Origin of the sequence: Paenibacillus woosongensis, assembly GCF_009725165.1 — a bacterium.
Taxonomy (GTDB): domain Bacteria; phylum Bacillota; class Bacilli; order Paenibacillales; family Paenibacillaceae; genus Fontibacillus; species Fontibacillus woosongensis.
Genome location: NZ_WNZW01000001.1, coordinates 1,342,174 through 1,358,523, shown reverse-complemented (window position 1 = coordinate 1,358,523; position 16,350 = coordinate 1,342,174). Strand labels below are relative to the sequence as shown.

13 protein-coding genes and 1 pseudogene are annotated in these 16,350 nt (G+C 49.5%); 8 read left to right on the top strand and 6 right to left on the bottom strand.

The features are described 5' to 3' along the window. Positions 1–40: 40 nt before the first annotated feature. The 5 genes and pseudogenes from GNP95_RS06290 (at position 41) to GNP95_RS06270 (ending at position 6,289) form a co-directional block, all read left to right on the top strand. The gene (locus GNP95_RS06290) at positions 41–1,375 is read left to right on the top strand and encodes a response regulator (protein ID WP_155609937.1); all 1,335 of its coding nucleotides are present in this window, start codon (positions 41–43) and stop codon (positions 1,373–1,375) included. 118 nt (positions 1,376–1,493) lie between these two features. After that, positions 1,494–2,333, top strand: coding sequence for a carbohydrate ABC transporter permease (locus GNP95_RS06285; protein WP_155610057.1), 840 nt, complete (start codon positions 1,494–1,496; stop codon positions 2,331–2,333). A gap of 1 nt (position 2,334) precedes the next feature. Then, positions 2,335–3,201: a carbohydrate ABC transporter permease gene (locus tag GNP95_RS06280; RefSeq protein ID WP_155609936.1), complete on the top strand. Its 867-nt coding sequence runs from the start codon at positions 2,335–2,337 to the stop codon at positions 3,199–3,201. Between the two features lie 117 nt (positions 3,202–3,318). After that, on the top strand, positions 3,319–4,764 hold the full coding sequence (locus tag GNP95_RS06275) for an ABC transporter substrate-binding protein (RefSeq protein ID WP_155609935.1): 1,446 nt from the start codon (positions 3,319–3,321) through the stop codon (positions 4,762–4,764). 128 nt (positions 4,765–4,892) lie between these two features. Next, positions 4,893–6,289, top strand: a pseudogene (locus GNP95_RS06270) (amino acid permease). A gap of 303 nt (positions 6,290–6,592) precedes the next feature. Here GNP95_RS06270 and GNP95_RS06265 read toward each other — a convergent pair. Then, on the bottom strand, positions 6,593–7,330 hold the full coding sequence (locus GNP95_RS06265; RefSeq protein ID WP_155609934.1) for a LuxR C-terminal-related transcriptional regulator: 738 nt from the start codon (positions 7,328–7,330) through the stop codon (positions 6,593–6,595). A 187-nt stretch (positions 7,331–7,517) separates the two neighbouring features. Here GNP95_RS06265 and GNP95_RS06260 point away from each other — a divergent pair, with 187 nt between their 5' ends. After that, complete coding sequence (locus GNP95_RS06260; protein WP_155609933.1) at positions 7,518–8,276, top strand: exodeoxyribonuclease III; 759 nt, start codon at positions 7,518–7,520, stop codon at positions 8,274–8,276. Positions 8,277–8,451: 175 nt separating this feature from the next. Beyond that, positions 8,452–9,207 carry a DUF1266 domain-containing protein gene (locus GNP95_RS06255; protein WP_155609932.1) on the top strand — a complete coding sequence of 252 codons (756 nt, stop codon included), beginning with the start codon at positions 8,452–8,454 and terminating at the stop codon, positions 9,205–9,207. Between the two features lie 146 nt (positions 9,208–9,353). On the opposite strand, the gene GNP95_RS06250 is transcribed toward GNP95_RS06255, so the two are convergent. From GNP95_RS06250 to GNP95_RS06230, 5 genes are all read right to left on the bottom strand, one after another. Then, positions 9,354–10,493 (bottom strand): toxic anion resistance protein, encoded by a 1,140-nt coding sequence (locus GNP95_RS06250; protein ID WP_155609931.1) that lies wholly within the window; start codon positions 10,491–10,493, stop codon positions 9,354–9,356. 26 nt (positions 10,494–10,519) lie between these two features. Next, a complete protein-coding gene (locus GNP95_RS06245; protein WP_155609930.1) occupies positions 10,520–12,208 on the bottom strand; it encodes a vWA domain-containing protein in 1,689 nt (562 codons plus the stop codon). Positions 12,209–12,223: 15 nt separating this feature from the next. Beyond that, positions 12,224–12,985 (bottom strand): hypothetical protein, encoded by a 762-nt coding sequence (locus tag GNP95_RS06240; protein ID WP_230873679.1) that lies wholly within the window; start codon positions 12,983–12,985, stop codon positions 12,224–12,226. A 455-nt stretch (positions 12,986–13,440) separates the two neighbouring features. Continuing rightward, complete coding sequence (locus tag GNP95_RS06235) at positions 13,441–13,590, bottom strand: hypothetical protein (RefSeq protein ID WP_155609929.1); 150 nt, start codon at positions 13,588–13,590, stop codon at positions 13,441–13,443. 84 nt (positions 13,591–13,674) lie between these two features. Beyond that, entirely contained in the window at positions 13,675–14,259 is a 585-nt protein-coding gene (locus GNP95_RS06230; protein WP_155609928.1) for a DoxX family membrane protein, read from the bottom strand. 346 nt (positions 14,260–14,605) lie between these two features. Here GNP95_RS06230 and GNP95_RS06225 point away from each other — a divergent pair, with 346 nt between their 5' ends. Further along, positions 14,606–16,321, top strand: a complete 1,716-nt coding sequence (locus GNP95_RS06225) for an extracellular catalytic domain type 1 short-chain-length polyhydroxyalkanoate depolymerase (protein ID WP_196427087.1) — start codon at positions 14,606–14,608, stop codon at positions 16,319–16,321. The last annotated feature ends 29 nt before the right edge of the window (positions 16,322–16,350 follow it).

Genomic DNA, 16,350 nt, shown 5'->3' with positions numbered 1-16,350 from the left:
GCAAGCGTAACAAGGAAGATCACAGACAGGGGGAGTGCATATGTATAATATTTTGCTCGTTGACGATGAACCGTTGATTTGCAAAGGCTTGGCGGGACTGCTGCAGGAATCGGGGCTGGATTTGGGCTTGGTACATACCGCATACAGCGGCCAGGAGGCGCTTGATTGCATTCGTATGGAAGAGATTGATCTGCTCGTCACAGACATCCAAATGGGAGAAATGAACGGCATCGAGCTGATGCAGCAGGCCAAACTGATCAAGCCTTGGGTGCAGACGATCATTATATCAGCCCATGAAACGTTTCAGTATGCGCAGATGGCAATTAGGCTAGGGGCGAAGGATTATCTGATCAAGCCGCTGAACAGCGGACAATTTCTCGACGCGGTGCGGAACGCCCTGCTCAAAATGGATAAGCCGGTCCCGCTGATTCATAACTTTTTGACACCGGAGGCGGAGCATTTTCAAATGGAGGAGCTTGAGCCCGAGCAGTGCGAAGGACTGAAGCGATTGCTGGCTGCCCCTGTCCCTGCTGCGGCCGGCATCGCTTGGGATGAGGCCGTGGTGCAGCACGGCGAGCTGGAGCTCCGGGGGCCTTATTTTGCCGTGATGAAAATGAAGCTTGATTTGCCAGTCGAAGATCATGGCGCTTATACTGCCCGGGATCACCAACTGCTCGAGTATGCGGCTCTAAATGTGGCCAAGGAGCTGCTCTACCAGGAATGGAATGCGTTGTCCTGCTGCACCGCAGAACGGGAAATCTGTCTGGTGCTCCAATGGAACGAGCAGGAATACGCCGAACTGGACGTCAACAAAATCAATCTGCTTGAGATGATTGGCCGCAGCCTGCACCATCATGTTCACAAATATTTGGGCGTGGCCGCCATGATAGGTGTCAGTCAAATTCTGAAGGGAGCGGAGTTCCTGTCCTTACTGGGGCAGCAGGCCGATAAAGCGATACAGTGGGGCGAAGGACATGGGGATTATCATGTGTTCTATTACGGCGATTTTAATTGGCATAACTACGCGCAGGACCCCTCCGCCGAAGAACTGACGACGCAAAGCAACCGAATCGTTGAAAGCGCCAGACTCTACATTGAAGAGAACTACCATCAGAAAGGGCTGACCATCCATGAAGTCGCTAAGAAAAACCATGTCAGTCCCAATTATCTCAGCTATCTATTCAAAAAAAACACCGGCCACAATTTGTGGGAATACGTGATCAAGCTGCGCATGGAGGAGAGCAAATCCCTCCTTCTGAATACCGATCTGCGCCGCTACGAAATCGCGGAGCGCGTCGGCTACGAATCGCCGGAGCATTTCAGTAAAATCTTCAAAAAATACTTCGGTGTTAGCCCAAGCGAGTTGAAGAAGTAAGATCGGCTATAGTTCACATAGTTTTGCACATGTTCGGCGTTCCCTCATTTTTTTAAGATAAAAGAAAGGTTCCAAGCTAGACACTACAGAGGAATGAGGGAGTCGCGTGAAAAAATATATGTGGGGGTATTTGTTTCTCGTCCCGGCGATAGCGGTATTTATCGTTTTTTTGTGGGTGCCGATCGGGAAAGGCATCGTGTACAGCTTCTATAATATCGATTTTGTGAAAGGGAACACCTTTGTCGGCTTCGACAACTATGTCAAAATATTCAACAATCCCGATGTGCTCCTGTCGGTACGCAACACGCTTTATTTCATGTTATTAACTTTGGTAATTGGCTTCTGGGTGCCGATTGCGGCCTCGATTGCCATATCCGAGCTCCGGTTCTTCCAAGGGTTTGCACGGATCGCTGCTTATTTGCCATTCGTCGTGCCCGGTGTCGTGCTATATGGGATGTGGAGATGGATGTATGATCCGGTCGGTCCGATCAATGCGCTGCTAGGCTGGTTTGGTGCGGAGCCGATTTCGTTTATTTCCGACGGCAGCTGGTCCATGGTATCGCTGGTGGTCATGGAGACCTGGCAGCAGTTCGGGTCGGCGATGCTGATTTATTTGGCTGGGGTACTGAGCATTCCAAAGGACTGGTACGAAGCCGCGGAAATCGACGGGGCCGGCGTCTGGAGCCGGATAAAATGCATTACGCTGCCTTCAATGCGGAATTTGATCGTATTGATGCTAATTTTGCAGCTCATCGGCACCTCCCAGGCCTATCAATCGCAGCTGGCCATGCTGGACGGAGGACCGAACAAGGCTACGCTGACCTATGCGCTGCTTACAGTAAAATACGCCTTTACGCAGCTTGATTACGGGGCAGGAACCGCGCTTGGCGTACTGATGTTCCTAGTGCTGAGCGTGCTCGGCATCATGCAATATAAGCTGAACAGGGAGGATTATTAGGATGGAAGAGAGAGGTATTCTATCGGCAGCTGATTTGCGGAAGCCGCTCAATAGGGCCGTATACGGTCTGATGGTGCTGTGCATAGTGGTCATGGCGTTCACGATGCTGTATCCGATCGCTATGACGATGTTTAACGGGCTGAAGACGAATCAGGAGATCAATACGTTTCCTCCGCGCTTTTTTCCAACGGAATGGCACTGGGAAAATTTCACGAAGGGCTGGGGCTACATTAAACTGCCTGTGTTTTTGAAAAATACGCTGCTGATCTTTGGCGGCAACCTGGTGATGACCGTACTGGTGCTGGGGCTCGCGGCCTTTAGCATTTCGCGTATTCGCGTGCCCTACAGCCGGGCGGTTTATTTCTTCATCCTGATGACGCTGTTTATTCCGGCGGCCAGCTACATGATTCCGAATTTCGTGAACCTGAAAGAGCTCGGGCTATTGAATACATATTGGGCATTCTGGCTTCCGGCCGGGGCGAGCGCGTACTATTTTCTGCTCATTAAAAATTTCTTTGACGGCATTCACCCGGAAATCTTCGAAGCGGCGCGGATCGACGGCGCCTCGGAGCTGACCAGCTTTACACGGATTGCGCTGCCGCTGTCCATACCGATCTTCGCTACGTTGGCGATCTTTATTTTCTCCTCGGCCTGGAACGACTGGTTCTGGCCCTCGCTGGTCATGCATACAGAGGACAAATACACATTGGCCACCGCGATCTACAAATATGTGATTAACGCGAGATCGCTGGATAGCAGCGTTAAATTTAATATTTTGTTTATGGTCATGGTGCCGCCCATTTTCGTCTTCCTTGTCTTTCAGAAATTTATTATGCGCAGTGTCAGCCTGTCAGCGGTTAAGGGGTAGCATACGCGTTTCCGTAGCCCTGCACACGATCGCCATATGAATGCACATCGTGTTCTGGACCGGTCGTCTTCTATGATAAATATGCAACCAACAACAAATAGGAAAAGGGGAGTATCGATGCGCAAGTTCTTAGCAGTACTGATGTGCCTTCTGCTGTTTGGAACGCTTCTGGCGGCATGCAGCGGCGGCAATGCGAAGGTCAAGGAAGAGGGAGGGGCTGCCGGCAATGGGGGCGGCAGCAGTAATACCGGGCAGGCCGAAGAGCCTGCCGACGACATCACCTCGCGGAAAATTACGATTAGAATTCATTATCCGCTGCCGGACGAAACGACGCTCAGACAGCAGGAGGACGATAAAATCGCCCGGTTTCAGGCAAAATACCCGAACGTGACGATCATTAAAGACGACTGGGCTTATGACGTCAATGAAATCGGCGTGAAAATGGCTGCCAACGAGGCCCCGACATTCTACAACACTTGGGCTACCGAAGCGAACTTCCTCGTGGAGCGCGGCTGGGTCGCCGATATTACAGAGCTGTGGAACAACTGGGAATACAAGGATCAGATGAATGAGGTATTACAAAGCCAGTTTAACGTCGATGGCAAAATTTACGGCGTTACGCAGAACGGATATATTACTTCAACGGTTGTGAACAAGAAGCTGGTGGAGGATAAAGGCATTACGCTCCCTGCTCTGGACTGGACCTGGGACGATATGTACAACGTCGCCAAGGCGGCTGCCGATCCGAAGAAAGGCATTTCCGGCATTGCGCCGATGGGTAAAGGGAATGAGGCTGGCTGGAACTGGACAAATTTCCTGTTTGAAGCCGGCGGGGATATCGAGACGGTGGAGGATGGCAAGGTCAAGGCGGTGTTCAATTCTGAGGCCGGTGTGAAGGCGCTGGACTTCTACAAGAAGCTGAGATGGGAAGCAAACGCCATTCCGCAGGATTGGGCCCTGGGCTGGGGCGATGCGGTCAGCTCCTTCCAGCAGGGCCGTACGGCGATGGTCATTGCCGGGGCGTTCGACGTACTGCAGGCGGCATTAAACGAGGGCGGCATGAAGCCGGAGGATGTCGTGGCGTATCCAATGCCTGCCGCGGAGAAAGGCGGCAAGCATTACGGAATCCTGGGCGGCAATTATCTCGTCATTAATCCAAACGCGACGAAAGATGAACAGGAGATGGCTTTCCGTTACATCACATTCGACTACTTTACAGATGAAGCGCTGAAGTCCGTAGAGGATACGATCCAGGCCCGTAAAGCGGAGGGCAAGTATTTTGTTCCGACGCCGCTGGAGTATTTCAGCGACGACTCCGAGTATGCGGCCAAGGTGAAGGCGATTTACGAAAAATACGACAACGTGTACAAGTATGATCCAGAGCTGTTCAATCTGCTGGAAGGCAAACCCGAAGCGCAGTTTGGCACGCAGGACTATTATGCGACGATGTCCAATGTCGTGCAGGAATCCTTCTCGAAGAAAGGAACGGATTCCAAGAAGCAGCTTGATGCCGCCGCGAAGTTTGTGCAAGAGAACTATTTCGATCAAATCGAGCAAAAATAAGCATATGGCTGTTTAAGGCGGCTCTCTTATTGCGGAGCCGCTTTCTTGGCATACCCCCGCAGCGTCAGGCGGCGGCCTGAATATTTACGCTCCTTTGTCAGCACAATAAACGATAACTGTGTGCAAATATGTGGATAAGGGAGTCCGGTGCGTTGAACGAAACAAGCAAAGATACGAAGGATAAACTGCTGAAATGGTGGCAGTTATCTTTGATGGGAGTCGCTTGCACGATGGAACGGGCTATTTTCTCGGGACGGGCGTAGGGATCCAAATCGGCGGCCCGGCTATAATTCCGGCATTTATTCTGGCTGCGGCTGGAACATTTGTCGTATTTGACGTACTCGCCAAAATGTCCTCAAAAGATCCTCAGGAAGGCTCATTTTGCGTATATGCGCGCAATGCCTTTGGACGCTGGGCCGGCTTCAGCAGCGGCTGGGTGTATTTCTCTTCGGAGATTCTCATTATGGGAAGCCAAATGGCGGCCTTGTCCCTGTTCACCCGGCTGTGGTTCCCTGGAGTCCCGATGTGGGTATTCGCCTCGGTATATGCGGTGCTTGGTTTGTTTATTATCATTTTGGGGACAAAAGGCTTTGAACGGGCGGAGCATTTGTTTGCGGTGGTCAAGCTAGCAGCAATCATTGCTTTCCTTGGCTTGGCAGGCTCCGCGCTTATGGGCTGGCTCGGTGGAGGCAAGCATACGCCAAGCTGGCCAGTGCCTCTCTTTCCGACAGGAGCGATCGGCGGATGGTCCAGCCTTATTTATGCCTTTTACGCATTCGGCGGCATCGAGGTTATGGGGATGCTGGCAATCCGGTTAAAGAACCCGGAGGAAGCTCCAAAGGCAGGGCGCTGGATGATCGGAACATTAGCCATCCTGTACATCGCTTCGCTGGTGGCGGCTTTAAGCCTGGTGCCCTGGAAAACGATGGGGGCGAAGGAAAGTCCGTTTGTCATAGCGCTGAAAGGGTACGGCTTAAGTTTTGTGCCCCATTTTTTTAATGGGATTTTCATTATTGCCGGATTTTCCACGATGGTTGCATCACTGTTCGCCGTCATTACGATTCTGGTGACGCTGGCCAAAAACAAGGACGCTCCGCCACTGTTCGCCAAGGTAAGCCGCGGGAAGAAGAAAACCCCTTATTACGCAATCGGGGTTACCGCAGTTGCCCTGGGCGGCTCCATTTTGCTAGCCCTGCTTCTGCCAGAGAAGATGTACGAATACGTAACGACCGCTGCCGGGCTTATGCTGATGTACAATTGGATTTTCATTCTCTTCACGGCAGGCAGCCTGCTAGAGCTTGGCGGATGGGAGCAGATCAAGCGCTGGGGCAGCACGGGTATCATTCTGCTGGCGGTAAGCGGCACAATGTTTCATGACAAGAGCCGGCCGGGGCTGTGGATCAGTCTGGGGCTGGTTGCGTTAATCGGCGGGATCACGCTGCTGATGAGGCGAGTCTGGGACAGAATAAAGGCGAGACGCAGAGGCGGGGTGCGGAGAACCAGGCCCAAGGGCGAGCTGACCTAGTTCAATCCCCCACCCGCAGCCGGTTACGGGAATGCAAAAGAGGAGGCAGCGTCGATGGCTGTCTCCTCTTTTGGGTATGCGTCCGTGAAGATGCAGGCTGGACTGGCAGGATGAGCAGTGAACCCGATTTACCGATCATCTTACCGTTCCGGTGCATCATAATCCCATCGCGAAGGGATCTGGACTATGTTTTGTCGAGAATTAGGGTATTGCATTGTTCAGGTATCTGTTAAAAACTTTAACATAGTCTATGACATAGTTCACCTATAAGAAAGTATAGGTCTGAAGAATTGTAAAAATTGTCTATAAATAGGACATCCGACTGGCGATCGAAACTGCTTCCGTACTGGATTGAACACCAAGCTTCTCGAAGATGATTTTTTTATGATGATTCACAGTACATTCTTTGATGTTCAATTTGATGGCAATCGACTTCACCGTCTGTCCCTGGGAGATGAGTCTGAGCACATGGAGCTGGCGCTCGGTAAGCTGTACCGGGCGTTCTTCCGCGGGCGAAGGCTCGGGCAGGCTCTGCATGCTGCTCAGCATGTTGCCAGGGATCAGCTTGGCGATGGCGATCAGCTCGCTTTTCATATTCGCGTTAATGGTTGAGACGTCTAGGTAGCCTATCGTTTTCGAACCAAGGGTCAACGGTGTTGAGAAACAGTGCCAGGTCTTGAAAAAAGGACTTTCATGCTCTTCAGGTGGCAAATAGATCGGTCCTTGCTTGGCCATAGCTTCCGAAATAGCGTTAACCCCGCAGCTCTCCTCCGTAAAATACATGCCTACCCGGATTTCGGATTGGCGAACGACCTCCTCCAGCGTCTTGCAATAGTCCATGGCGATCAGCACACCTTCTGCGTCGGTTAATAAAAACAGATAGGTGCCTGATAGATGCTCTTTTATATGGGCGATGCAATCCTGAAATATAGATATCAGTGACTTGTTGCTCTGCAGAATTTGTTCAAAATGCGATTTCGATGTAAAGACGGCGGCTGATTTTGAGGACGGCTGCTGAGATGCAACTTTTTTTTCGGACATGATGTGTGACCCCCTTTACTGCCTATCATGCAAAAAAATATAGTTCTCTACCTATTTATCGGGTAAACATGCGTAAAATTTGAATAAACATTGTAAAATGTGAGTGTAACCTTCAAAATAAAAGAGAACTTATAATACATTATTATAATAGATTTGGCCATGAAATGGGCAAAGGGAGACGGAAGAAATGAAACTGGTGTCATGGAATGTCAACGGACTGAGAGCATGCGTCAACAAAGGGTTTTATGATTATTTCCGGGCAGCGGATGCCGATATATTTTGCGTGCAGGAAACGAAGCTTCAGGCGGGGCAAATTGATCTCGAACTGGGCGAGGAATATGAACAGTACTGGAACTACGCCGAGAAGAAGGGTTATTCGGGTACGGCCGTATTTACTAGAATCAAGCCGTTGTCCGTGCGATACGGAATCGAGGAGGATTCAGAGCCGGAAGGGCGGATCATTACGCTGGAGTTCGAGTCCTTCTATTTAGTGAATGTGTACACGCCGAATGCGAAGCGGGACTTATCCAGGCTGCCTTACAGGCTGGAGTGGGAGGAGCGGTTCCGACACTATTTGGTGGAGCTGGATCAGCATAAACCGGTAATTGCCACAGGAGATATGAACGTGGCGCACCGGGAGATTGATATCAAGAACGCCAAGTCAAATGTCGGAAATTCTGGCTTTACACTGGAGGAGCGGGAGAAAATGACGCAGCTGCTGGAGGCCGGGTTTATCGATACGTTCCGCTATTTTTATCCGGATCGGACGGATGTCTACAGCTGGTGGTCTTACATGCCGAAGGTCCGGGAGCGCAACATCGGCTGGAGAATCGATTATTTTCTGGCTTCGGCCAAGCTCGGCGAAAGCCTGGCGGGTGCGCAGATCGATTGCCATGTGATGGGGAGCGATCATTGCCCCGTGGTACTGGAGCTGACGGATATTTAAAAACTAACTTTGGGCATAGATTTACTGGCTGAGACAAGCTGCCGACAGAGGTCGGAGCTTTCTCGGCTTTTTTGTTATATTCCTAAAATTTATTTCTTAACATGCCGATATAGCTACAAGACAATTTCCACATATTTGAGTTGGAATTGGATTAAGGAGAGAGGAAAGTGACGTTTTGAAGATTTTATTGGTTGTTGTAGGCGTTATTGTAGCAATTGTAGTACTGGTTATCGTGGGTTTGCTTGTATCAAGCAAGCGGCTCGATAAGCAGAATAAGAAACTGCGGCTTGAAATGGAGCAGTCCCACCGTTTGCCTAACGAGAAGCAGCATTTATTGGCCTACGGAGCTAATCTTGCTCTGTACCGTTCTGAGTCGCCAAGAATTCTGCCGGTGAAGACCGGGTTGGACACATTGAGGCAGGGGCTTGCATCTGCCTGGGACATTAGCAATTCAGAGGAAGCAGTTGAAACCCTTGAGTGGCTTTTGACAGAAGGACATCGTGCCGATTACAATGAACTGCTGGCGGCGCTTCATGCCGGGCAGAGCTTTACCGCAGAGGAAGTGGGCAAATCACAGGATTGCTACGAGTCTGCCAAAAGAGAGTTGATTAAGAAGCTTTCTTTTACGGAATCTGATTTTGCCCGGGTGGAGACGATTGCTGCCTGGGACTATGACCGGGCTGTAAATATTGCAAGGTGGAGCTTCATCGTCGGATACATAACGGAAGAACAGGCCTGGGGGTATATCGGGAGAGCGGCCGATGCAGCAAGCCTTATCTTTGACTCCTGGAAAGACTATTTCATTTCATTCGCATTGGGCCGGGCTATTGCTTACGAAGGCGATATTTATGATATTCTCTGGAATGGCAAAGAGCTGCTGGGGGAAAAAGATTCGATTTGGCATGAGTTCAGCATTAAACGGGCCTCATAAAAGCTGGAGCCTTACATATATATTGATTCATTTACGGATATTTAGGCGGGTATACCTTCTTTGAGATTATGTTGACGGTGCAATTGATGCAAAATAGCGCATGCTTGTAGCATGCGCTATTTTATATCTGCGCCAATCACTTTATATTAAAAGCCTAATTTATGCCCCTTTTCCAAACGTTGAATTTGGACCTCGCTGTTCTCGGCAAGTTCTCTGAACTGATGAATGGTTTCCCGCATTTTAGGGAGCGCATCCTGCTTATAAGTGCTAATGGAATCCAAGGCGGACAGAACATCGGTAAACGCTTGTTTCAGCGTGTCCACCGAAATGCTCGTTTCAAGGGCTTGCTTTTGAATGGCCGCACCTTGATCTTTCAGCATTCTGGAGGTGCTGCTGATTAAGTTGTTCGTCGTTTGATTGAGGAGTTCAATCTTTTTCAGGACAATTTTTTGATTATAGAGTGCGCTTGCTACAGTAACTGATATTTTTAGAGCGGAAACCGTAACATTTCTGGCTCTGTCGACTCCTCTAATCAACTCTTTATTATTTCGCATGACGACTTCAATGGCCATGATTCCCTGCTGATTGACGACCAGCATTTGCTGCAAATCCATCACGCGCTGACGCAAAGGAAATAGCACTTCTTCGGTGATAAATCTGATTTTTTCTTCGGATTCCTGTCGAAGCTTTGCCGCACCAAGCTGGGATTCGATTTCTTCGTCCATCAGCATGCCTAATTGGATTTCCTTTTGCAGCTTTTTCGTGAGATCTCGGAGTGCCTGCTGTTCAAACTCTAATGTCGTATTGTCGTTCTTTAGCATGGACTTGCCTTTGTCGAGCGAGCTGATGATGCCGGAAATGACGGCGTCGGCTTTTTCGAATTTGGCAAAATAATGCCGCAGAGGATTGAAAAATTTGCCCAGGATGCCGGTCTTAGTGAAGTCGATCAAACTCGGGTCTAAATCTTTCAATTGGATATGCAGCTCCGTCAAGCCTTTGGCGACCTGGCCGCCGTCATCGCCCGTTTTTGATAAGTTTCCGACAGAGACATGCAGCAGGGCGTTTTTTTCGGAGGACACCCTCATGGTGCTCATGCCGAAGCTGTCAATCGACTGCAATATTGCTTTCCGTTTCTCCAGCGACTCGATATCTAGATCCAAAATCGCCGAGACATTGTTCAAGGCCAGCTCTTTGAGCTGCGACACTTCCTCGTTATCGGGCTTTACCTGCTCCTCAATGGCAGACTTTATCTCTTCCGGATTGATAACTTCCATCGAAAATGACATGTCATTCCTCCTCTTGATTAAGAAATCTACATCTGCACGTTAAGCAGGTTGCTGATCTTATACACCACATCATCGGTATCGGCATTGATGCTGGCCGCTTCATTAATGCTAGAAATGCTTTCGAGCGCCTTAATGTTGGCATTGTAGCCAATCGTGTAAATCGGGATTTTGTAGGTCTCGATCAAACCTCGGATATCTTTAAGGGAGTGCCCTTCATTGGTTTCTCCGTCGCTTAATACAAAAATCAGCGGTTTCACGTCGGGATTAGCCGCGAGCTCGTCTTGGAGCATCTTTACTGCGACCACAATGCCGTCAAATGTTGCTGTTCCTCCGCTAGCCTGAAGGCTGTTAATCGCACCGACAAACATAGACTGGTGGTTCGTATCGTATTTACCAATTGGCAGATTAATGGTTACGTCGTCGGAATAAGAAACGAAGCCGATGCTGTTATTGCGGCCCAGGTATTTCTGACCGGTTAACAGCGATTCCTTCAAGCGATTCAAAGGCTCGCCTGCCATACTGCCGGAGACATCAGCTACGAATACGGCGGCGATTGGCTTGTTGCCGTCCTTTTTTTCCTTCCATAGCTTTTGCGCTGCCGATAGAGTATTTCCATCGACCACATCCAGCTCTGCACGATAATCATCAAGGCCGTTAAATCCTTTTTTCTTAGCTAGGCTCTGGTATTTATCCTGCTGGGTAAACTCTGCAAACCTCTTGATGATCTCCATTTTCTCCTGAGGCAAGTCGCCCAGGGCATATAGCGGACTGTCATGCCGGACGCCAAAAGGCGTAAATACATAGCCGCCCTTCAGATCTTGGGAATTTGCGTAGATTTGATATTCTAGGACGAAGGCATCCAGCATGCCTGTGTTCGCAGCCTCGCGCATTTGCAGCGTAGTTGAAGCGGTAAAAGGAACGTTGGCCTGGAATTTCTCGAATCCTTGAACTGCTTTGTCACCGAGTAAATTGGAGCTGTCGAAGGTCTTGAGCGCCGTGACTAGAAAGTTGATGCCCGTGGAGCTGGCAAAAGGATCCGTGTACCCCATGGACAGCTCGTTATCGGCGATAGCCTCTGTAATCGTCTTGACGTTTAAAGCCCCGTATTTGTCTACGAGTTCATCATATTTAGCCTTACTGGATACAATGCCCGCCACGTTACCGGCAAGACGGTCGGATATCAGCTGGGTCTTAATGCCCTGCGCCTTGACCATTTCTCCCCAGAGCTCATTGGAAGGGGTAAAAGCGTCAGGGATATACTTGCCTGATCTTATGTAATCTGTAGCTGTACCTGAAGCGATGTTGCGGATCTTGACGGAAACCGCCTTGCCGTTCACGGTGACATTAGCGCTGTTGAAATCCTCAGCCACCTCATTCAGCCATCCATCGGCACCTGTACCGGACTTCTCTGTAGAGGAGAAAATCTCAACAAAGCTGTCTGTCGTGTTGTTCACGGATATCGGAAATTTAGAAATATCGGGAAGGGAGTCGCCGACGGATACGGGATCAAGATCGATTTGCCCCTTAATGGCTTCCGCGCTAGTAACTCTAATATCTTTATAGAGCTTTTCCAGGCGTTTATTTGCATCTTCCGAGGATATTTGCGTTTGGGACTTACCCAAATTAGATGTTAAGTTAATGCCAAAATAGATAAGAGCAAATACAACTACGGCAATGATCGTTAATGTTAAAAACGCTTTGCCTTTGCTGGCCATTCACATCTTCCTTTCTTACTTATAGTATTTGGTCTGATTGATTAGAGCATCTATTTCCTTCATGCAGGGCATCTCCTCAATTTCACGGTAATCCGTACTTCCAAGCAGAGATATTTCCAGCAGAAGCTTATCCAGCTTGAGCAAAATTTCTTCATTTGCTTCAAGGTACCCTGTCACATAATTTAAATATTCGTGGTAGAGCTTTGTTTTTTGTTGAACTATTTTCTCTGAAAACTGCCTGGCGGTTTGTTGACCGGTAAAAATAGGGAACTCGGAAGCGTTGAATACGCTAAGCTTGTTCAGAATGCCTTTGATATTGAGGTAGAACAGCTGCTCAACCTCATAAATTACCGAATTGAACCTTTTATAGCTAAGTTCAGCCGGATCAAATCTTTGACTAAGAACATCGGCGAAGGTGTCCCTTCTCTTCTCCATGCGATCCAGTTGATCCAAAGCGAGAAGAATATCCTTTTTAAGCGCTTTTTCATTTTTGTAATGGCTGAGAGCAATTATGTAGTCTTCGTGTGTTTGTATGTCTCTTACAGGCGTTACAACAGGAACTTTAATAACCCAGATATAGCTCCCGTAAAGCACGACAAGGATGCTAATGACTAACAGTGTAATGCCTAATGCTGTCTGGAAAGCGCTCGCTCCTCCGATCTCCACCCCTATTAATCCCGGGGACAGAATAACAATATTGAGGAATACGATTCCGACAATAAGCCCCGTGAGTTTAAAGATATTCGAACTATTCAAAATACACACCTCCTCTGCCAAAGCTAGGGGGATACGATGGATCGTTGTGATAATTTTAACAGAGTTTAATTGCAGGAGCTCCAAATATTTCTTAATCATTAAGATATTATAATGGTCCTGTTTCTGTTATTACGTTAATGCATTGGCAATTGTTTCAAAATGTATTTAGATCCTCAAAAGGGCGAACTGGAACTGCGCACGGTGCTGATCATTAAATATTGCCGCTTATTCATGGAGAAGAGGGGGGTTAGAGCCGTAGCAAGGGGAGTGTTCGGGCGGGTCATCAACTACTGTGGTTTCCGCTTAATGTCATCGGACGATTGTATATGAAAATTCATATATATTTTACTCTGAGCGAGCAAAATGGACAGATCTGCATGAAAAATCAAATAGAATTTATCATTTAGCGTTCAATTCCATAACTCTATACGAAAAATCAAACAGATTAATAGACATGCAGGCGGAATGATACGGATTTACGATGCCAGGCCAATCATGATGATGATGCTCTTCGTTAATTTACTTGGCGGAGCAATGAACACCGGCAATGGAACATATCGCTCTTCATTAATAACGGTGTCTCTAAAGGCATTTTTGAGCGATTCCATTCCATGCCGGTTGTCCATCCTCCATAATTAGGCGGTCATGTGATAGCGCCGTTCAATTTAACATGTTGTTAACGCTATTTCCTTGGCAGCCCCTGCAGTTATTTATGATGCATCGGCACGACTGCCTTTATTTCGCCCCCGGCTGCTCCATGGTGTTCCTAGCAGCGGGAGTGCCCAGCGGTCTAACCCGTACCAACCTGCGACCTTCCAGGCCAGCACAATCCACGTAGCAAGTATGAACAACAGCGGATTTGTACTCAAGGTGCCTGCAAACAGGAAGCTGGCATTCATGAAAGCGCCGAAGAAGGCGGCGATTCCCGTCAACAAACCAAGGATGAGGCCAAGCCCCACAAGCAGCTCGCCGAAAGCAACGAGGTAAGAGAACAGCGTGGCATTCGGCAGCACCATGCTTTCCAGAAATGACGCATACCATCCGGTTACGTCTTTTCCTTCCGCCGCTTTGCCGACGGCTCCTTTAACGAATCCCGTCAGTCCCGCGCCGGCATTGCTCCCAACCCACTGATCGCTGGTAACCTTATGCCAGCCCGCACTTAACCAGGCATAGCCTAGGTATAAGCGAATGATTAACCATATGGGCGCAGATCCCGTGTTGCTGAACAGGAAATTAGATACCGGATTCTCAGGAACAATGATGTTTTTACCTTTGAATTCTTCTTTGATCGCCATTTCATCATCTCCTTATTATTACAGTTTTTAATCATTCAAATTTAATCGTATCTTATTTGCAGTGAACGGAAAAGGAGAATAATGGATTCTTTGGCTCAACATAGAAGTAAATATGGATTTATTAAGTTTAAAACAGCATCGCTAGCCATTTTTCGGATTCCTGTATGCAGGATATGGATTGGAAAGCTTCAAGAGGAATCCAGAACATAATTTAGTCGTTGCCTAAAATTTGGTAAATGATGTAATATTATATGTAGGCGCTTACAAAAATAGAAAAGAAAGGAGACTTATAGTTTTGAGGGGAACGGAGGAGTATCATTCATTTAAGTTTTGAGGAGGTATGATAATGCTCCTAAATTCAAGAGTGGCTAGCCTGTTCGGCGTGTTGCTGCTGTTGATTAGCAGTTTGCTATGGCCCCCGGCAGCGCAGCAGGTCCATGCAGCTCCGGCGGGGGTAACGCCAGGGACGCTGTCGCAAGTCACGTCCTTCGGTAATAATCCGAGCGGCCTGAAAATGTACATCTACGTACCTCGCAACCTGGCCGCAAATCCCGCGTTGCTGGTGGCTGTTCATTACTGCTCGGGTTCAGCCTCGGCGTTCTACAATGGTTCGTACGACTACGTTGCGGCTGCCGAGCAATACGGTTACATCATCGTCTTCCCGGAGTCCACACACAGTGAGTACAGCAACTGCTTCGACGTGTGGAGCCCGCAAGCCCTCACCCGCGGCGGGGGCAGCGATCCGGTTGGCATCATGTCAATGGTATCGTGGACCCAGGCGAACTACAACATCGACAGCAGTCGTATCTATGCGATGGGCGTGTCCTCTGGAGCGATGATGACCAACGTCCTGCTCGCTGAGTATCCGGATGTCTTTGCAGCCGGTGCAGCGTTTATGGGCGTGCCGGCCACTTGTTTCGCGACCGGCAGCTCCACCAACTTCTGGAATAGTCAGTGCTCGAACGGTCAAATATCCAAGACCGCACAGCAGTGGGGTGACGCCGCCCGTGCCATGTATCCCGGCTACAAGGGCAGCTACCCGCGCATTCAGCTCTGGCACGGCAGTACCGACAGCGTGCTCAGCTACAACAATTTTGCTGAGGAAATCAAACAGTGGACCAACTTGCACGGCGTCTCTACCACTCCGGCCTTGACCGACAGCCCGAAGACGAACTGGACTCGTACTCGTTATGGCAGCACCACCGCCCAGCCACCGGTCGAAGCGATCAGCGTGCAGGGCGCCGGTCATGACATGTCCCTAGCCGGGATGCCCGCCTACGCAATCGCCTTCCTCGGCCTGAACAGCAGCGATGGAGGCAGCCCTGCGGTACCGCCGGCTCCGACAGGTCTGACAGCCACGGCAGGCAACGCCAGCGTATCCTTAAGCTGGGCGGCGTCGCCGGGTGCTGCCAGCTACACGGTAAAACGGGCGACGACTAGCGGCGGTCCATACACGATTGTCGCGACCGGCGTCACGGCGACGAGCTACACAAACACCGGACTGACGAACGGTACGACATACTATTATGTCGTCAGCGCTTCCAATAGCGCGGGGAACAGCTCGAACTCCGCCCAAGCGAGCGCAACACCGACTGGCGACGGCACGAGTAACGGAAATCTTGTCGTTCAATACAAAGCCGGCGACACGAATGCCACCGATAACCAGAGCAGGCCTCATTTTAATATTAAAAACAACGGTACGGCCCCCGTTAACCTGAGCGGCCTCAAGCTCCGCTATTACTTTACGAAGGACGGTACCGCGGACATGAACGCTTGGATCGACTGGGCGCAAATCGGCAGCAGCAATATCCAGATCGCTTTCGGCAGCCATAACGGCACGAACTCGGATACGTACGTAGAATTGAGCTTCTCTTCCGGCGCAGGCTCGCTTGCGGCGGGGGGGCAATCCGGCGAGATCCAGCTGAGAATGGCAAGGAGCGACTGGTCGAATCTGAATGAATCGAACGACTATTCTTACGATCCGACGAAAACGGCTTTCGCGGATTGGAATCAGGTTGTGCTGTACCAGAACGGAGTACCGGTATGGGGAACTCAACCATAAAGCAATATGCCGAGAATACGAATGCACGC